The following is a 1,650-nucleotide window of genomic DNA, read 5'->3' as shown; positions in this document are numbered from 1 at the left end:
ACCTGAATCCACCGGTGCGGCTCACGGGTCGGTGCGGGGTTGCGATTGTCGACCGTCACCGCACTGCGGGCACACCTCATCGACTGGCGTGATCCAGGTGCGTCCACGTTCGGATTCCGGGTCGGGCCTCGGGCGGCGTTGCTGATAGAAGAGGTCAGTGCGCTGGCGGGGCGTGGGCGGCGGTGAACAAGGCGGTGAAGGGGTCGGCCCACGGCCAGTGAGCGGGCAGGTGCAGCGCGGTCCTGCGTCCGGAACGGGCGATGCGGGCGGCCACGCCGATCAGGCGCCGCCTGATCGTCGCGGTGCGGGCCTTGGCGTAGAACGGTCCGGTGAGGGCGCCGGCCGCGCGCAGCAGGTTGTGGGTGATCGCGGCGAGCGAGAGCCAGGCGGCGTTCGCGGCGAACCGACCCGACGGCAGGTGCGCGAGCGCGGAACCGTTGAGATCCGCGAAGACCTGCTCGATCGCTCCCGCCCGCCCGCGGTGGCGGGTCTCGACGGTGACCGGATCGAAGGGACTGTTGGTGAAGATCGCCTGGTAACGCCACGCGGTGAACAGGGTGTCCTGAGCGTCGGCGGGGATCGGGGTGCGGCGCACGATCAACCGTGCGGTCAGGGTGAGACCTCGGTGCTCGGTGGGGTTGGTGAACACCGTCAACGGTGTCTCGGCGACCTCGGCTCCGGTCAACAGTTCCCCGGTTTCGCTGTCACGGAGGGGTTTTCCGTGGTCGATCGGCACCCATTCGTGTTCGTCGATCGAAGCGATCGCCCGCCGGACCGGGCCGCGTTGCTGGGCGGTGACCGAGAACCAGGCACCGGCGTCGACGATCGCGTTCAACACCGCAGCGACATAGAACCCGGAATCGAGGCGCACGAGCAGATCACCGCTTGCTCCGCAGGAGGTTCGGGCGGCGGCGATGTTCGCCTTCACGAACGACGTCGCCGCCCGGCGGCTGCCGGCGTTGCCGCTACGCAACCGGGTCCCGGTGATCACCGGAGCCCCTGCCGGGGTCGAGACCGTCGCGGCCAGAAAGTCCAGACCCCGGACCCTGGTGTAGCCGAACTTCGCGCCCTCCTTGCGGCGGCCGTAGACCTGCGTGATCTTCGAGTCGACGTCCAGGAACGCCAGGTCCGCGGCATCGGGCAGAAGGCCGGTGCTCTCGCGCAGCCGGCCGAGCAGCACCCGGGCCAGCTTCTCGAGTTGCCCGACGTGCCCGATACCGAAGTGACGCAGGAACGACCCGAGTGTCGACGGCGCACGGATCCCGGTGAACAACCGCGGTAGCCCGCCGTGCCGGAGCACGTCGAGGTCGTCGATCGAGTCCGCGCCCGCGGCCATCCCCGCCACGATCGAGGTGATCTTCGCGCCGGCGTTCGAACCGGTCGACCCGCCCAGGGTGAGCGTGTCGCCGAGATCGGTCAACCCGACCCGTTCGGCCAACCGCATCAGCGGAACCAGGCCGCCATGCGACACGAGATTGGTGTCGTCGAAGGCCGCCGACACCCGGCCGGCACTGTGAGACGATCGCATCCGGCAGGTGCCCCCTTACGACGAGACGATCATTCCTTCGCAAGAACGATCATCCCAGCGCAGAGGGCACCTGCCCTTCTATGACACGTTGTACCGCCGATCTCCATCGGTGGATTCAGGTC

General features: G+C 68.8%; 1 protein-coding gene. It reads right to left on the bottom strand.

Features of this window, described 5'->3' with window-relative positions; all coding sequences use genetic code 11:
- Positions 1–154: 154 nt before the first annotated feature.
- The gene (locus ACFWQG_RS20280) at positions 155–1,528 is read right to left on the bottom strand and encodes an IS1380 family transposase (RefSeq protein WP_378509451.1); all 1,374 of its coding nucleotides are present in this window, start codon (positions 1,526–1,528) and stop codon (positions 155–157) included.
- Positions 1,529–1,650 lie beyond the last annotated feature (122 nt).

The organism is Rhodococcus sp. NPDC058532, assembly GCF_042719255.1.
Taxonomy (GTDB): domain Bacteria; phylum Actinomycetota; class Actinomycetes; order Mycobacteriales; family Mycobacteriaceae; genus Rhodococcus_G.
The sequence above is the reverse complement of the archived record's forward strand: the minus strand, read 5'-3'. Positions and strand labels throughout refer to the sequence as shown.